Below are 3,417 nucleotides of genomic sequence, written 5' to 3'. Positions count from 1 at the left end.
GCTCAACCCGGAAGGCGCCTTCTTCATCGGCCTCAAGATCGGCCGCCGCAGCGCCGAGCTGGTGCTGATCGACTTCCTCGGCAATGTGCGCTCGATGCTGCAGCACTCCTACCGCTATCCGGCGCCGCGCGAGACGGTGGAATTCGCGCTGACCGGCATGACCAGGATGCGCGGCGAGCTCACCCAGGCGCAGGACAAGCGCATTGCCGGGCTCGGCATCGCCATGCCGTTCGAATTGTGGAACTGGGCCGACACCGCCGGCGCGCCGCGCGAGATCATGGACGAATGGCGCCACCGCGACATCCGTTCCGACATCCAGGCGCAGTGCGACTTCCCGGTCTACCTGCAGAACGACGCCACCTCGGCCTGTGGCGCCGAGCTTGTCTTCGGCCAGGCCGGTGCTGCGCGCGACTTCGTCTATTTCTACATCGGCGCCTTCGCCGGCGGCGGCATCGTGCTCAACGGCCGGCTGTTCGGCGGGCCGACCGGCAATGCCGGCGCGCTGGGCTCGATGCCGGTTCCGGGGCCCGACGGCAAGCCGACCCAGCTCATCGACGTGGCGTCGATCGCCATGCTGGAGAAGGCGCTCAACGCGCGCGGCGTCGAGGCCTCGCATCTGTGGACGTCGCCCGAGGACTGGGGCGACATCGGTCCCGAGCTCGACATATGGATCGCCGGAGCCGCGCAGGCGCTGGCCTACGCTATCGTCGCGGCCTCCTCGGTCATCGATTTCGAGGCGGCGGTGATCGACGGCTGGATGCCGCTGTCGGTGCGCGGCCGTCTCGTCGATGCTGTGAGGGTGGCCGTCGGCACGATCGACGGCGAAGGCCTGAAGTTGCCGGCGGTGCGCGAAGGAACCGTCGGCATCCACGCTCGGGCACTTGGCGGCGCCAGCCTGCCCCTGTCCGAGCGCTTCCTGATCGGCTCGACCACCATTTCCAGGAGCCCCTGAATGCTGATCGGCATCCCGTCGCTGCTTGGCCCGGAGCTTCTGGCGACGCTGCGCGCCATGGGCCATGGCGACGAAATCGCGCTTGTCGACGGCAACTACCCGGCCGAGCAGCAGGCGCATCGGTTGATCCGCGCCGACGGCCATCATCTGGTCCCCGTGCTCGACGCCATTCTGAGCGTGCTGCCGGTGGACGACGCCGTGCCAGAGGCGCTGTTTCGCGCCTCGGTCAAGGGCGATCCGGCGCTTGCCGATCCGGTCCACCATGAGATGGAAGCGGTCTGCGCCAGGCGCGCGCCCGGCCACAAGGTGGTTGCGCTGGCCGGCGCCGACTTCTATGCCCGGGTCAAGGCCGCGCACGCCATCGTCGCCACCAGCGAGCCCCGTCTCTATGCCAACATCATCATCCGCAAAGGCGTGATCTATCCGCCGGAAAGCCAGACATCATGATCCTCTGCTGCGGCGAAGCCCTGATCGACATGCTGCCGCGCACGACGACCGAGGGCGAGCCGGCCTTCGCGCCCTATGTCGGCGGCGCGGTTTTCAACACGGCGATCGCGCTCGGGCGGCTCGGCGCGCCGGCCGGCTTCTTTTCCGGCCTGTCGTCGGACCTGTTCGGCGGCCAGTTCCGCGAAGCGCTCGGGGCAAGCAAGGTCAGCTCCACCTATGCCCACACCTCGCCAAGGCCGACGACGCTCGCCTTCGTGCGGCTCACCAACGGCCAGGCGACCTACACCTTCTACGACGAGAACACCGCCGGACGCATGCTCACCATCGAGGATCTGCCGAGCCTCGGCGCCGAGATCGAGGCGATGCTGTTCGGCGCCATCAGCCTGATCTCCGAGCCCGCGGGATCGGCCTATGAGGAGTTCATGCGGCGCGAGCACAACAGTCGCGTCATGATGCTCGACCCCAACATCCGGCCGAACTTCATCCCCGACAAGGCAAAGCACCTGCGGCGCATCCGCGAGATGATGGCGATGGCCGACATCGTGAAACTGTCGGACGAGGACCTCAACTGGTTCGACGAAGCCGGCTCGCATGAGGACGTCATCCGCAACTGGCTGGATCGCGGACCGAAGCTGATCGTCGTCACCCATGGCAGCGAGGGCGCGGTCGGCTACAGCAAGAGCCACAAGGTCACGGTGACGCCGCAGAAGGTGGCGGTGGTCGACACGGTCGGCGCCGGCGACACGTTCAATGCCGGCATCCTCGCCTCGCTGCACGAACAGGGCCTGCTCACCAAGGCGGCGATCGGCGACCTGTCGGAAGACGCGATCCGCCAGGCGCTGGCGCTCGGCGCCAAGGCGGCGGCGGTGACGGTGTCGCGCGCCGGCGCCAATCCGCCCTGGCGCCATGAAATCGCCTGATCGGCCGTCCATCCGGCGGCAAAGCCGCCCAGCCGGCTGATCACTTTATGTTTCCACCGGCCGAAAAGGCGCGAGAAAAGGCGCTGATTGCACCCTGCAAAGGCCGGATTTCCGGCACCTTGCGGAGAAGCAGGAGAGATCGGCGGTAACAGGCTGCGACATCCCGACAGGTCGCCATGCCCCCGGGCTGGCTTTCTCGGATTGTCCAAGTCTGGTACCAGCGGCGGTTAAGTTGTTGTTTCTGTGCGCGTCATGCCCCCGCCGCTTGCCCTTGGCGACACGCACCAACCCCTTGAGGCAGACATGCAGTTCATCGATCTCGGCGCGCAGCGCGAACGTATCCGCGACCGGTTGAAGGCCGCGATCGACCGCGTCGTCGACGAAGGCCGTTATATCCTCGGGCCTCAGGTCACCGAATTCGAGAACAAACTCGCGGCCTATGTCGGCACCAAGCATGTCGTGGCCTGCGCCAACGGCACCGACGCGCTGCTGCTGCCGCTGTTTGCGGCCGGCATCGGCCCGGGCGATGCGGTGTTCGTGCCGAGCTTTACCTTCGCGGCGACGGCCGAAGTTGTGGCGCTCGCCAAGGCCGAGCCGGTATTCGTCGATGTCGATCCCGACACCTACAACATCGACATCGCCAGCCTCGAGGCGGCGATCGCGATGATCAGGAAGGAAGGCAGGCTGAAGCCGAAGGCGATCATACCGGTCGACCTGTTCGGGCTCGCCGCAGACTACGAAGCGATCATGGCGATCGCCAAGCGCGAGGACCTGATGGTGATCGAGGATGCCGCCCAGTCGATCGGCGGCTCAGTCGACGGCAAGTTCTGCGGTTCCTTCGGCCATGTCGGCTCGACCAGCTTCTATCCGGCGAAGCCGCTCGGCTGCTACGGCGACGGCGGCGCGATGTTCACCAATGACGATGCGATGGCCGACAAGCTCAGATCCTTCGCCTTCCACGGCAAGGGCGAAACGCAGTACGACAACATCCGCGTCGGCATCAATTCGCGCCTCGACACGCTGCAGGCGGCGATCCTGATCGAGAAGCTCGTCATCCTCGAGGACGAGATGGTTGCCCGGCAGGTGGTGGCGCAGCGC

The 3,417-nt window shown here is 66.7% G+C and carries 4 protein-coding genes; all 4 read left to right on the top strand.

Features of this window, described 5'->3' with window-relative positions:
* Positions 1-952, top strand: a 952-nt coding sequence (locus EN742_RS28645; RefSeq protein ID WP_148670322.1) for an ROK family protein, incomplete at its 5' end; no start/stop codon positions are given.
* A complete protein-coding gene (locus EN742_RS28640; RefSeq protein ID WP_126055827.1) occupies positions 953-1,399 on the top strand; it encodes an RbsD/FucU domain-containing protein in 447 nt (148 codons plus the stop codon). It abuts the gene before it with no gap.
* Positions 1,396-2,319, top strand: coding sequence for a carbohydrate kinase (locus tag EN742_RS28635; protein WP_127405435.1), 924 nt, complete (start codon positions 1,396-1,398; stop codon positions 2,317-2,319). The genes EN742_RS28640 and EN742_RS28635 overlap by 4 nt, the downstream gene beginning before the upstream one ends.
* Positions 2,320-2,622: 303 nt before the next feature.
* On the top strand, positions 2,623-3,417 hold a 795-nt coding region (locus tag EN742_RS28630; protein ID WP_148670321.1), incomplete at its 3' end, for a DegT/DnrJ/EryC1/StrS aminotransferase family protein.

This window comes from Mesorhizobium sp. M4A.F.Ca.ET.020.02.1.1, from assembly GCF_004022645.1.
GTDB lineage: Bacteria > Pseudomonadota > Alphaproteobacteria > Rhizobiales > Rhizobiaceae > Mesorhizobium.
This window is presented reverse-complemented; position numbering and strand designations above follow the sequence as displayed.

What these genes read in the sequence shown, in the direction of transcription:
- EN742_RS28640 (WP_126055827.1), top strand. Translation starts at nt 953, where the DNA reads ATGCTGATCGGCATCCCGTCGCTGCTTGGCCCGGAGCTTCTGGCGACG.
- EN742_RS28635 (WP_127405435.1), top strand. Translation starts at nt 1,396, where the DNA reads ATGATCCTCTGCTGCGGCGAAGCCCTGATCGACATGCTGCCGCGCACG.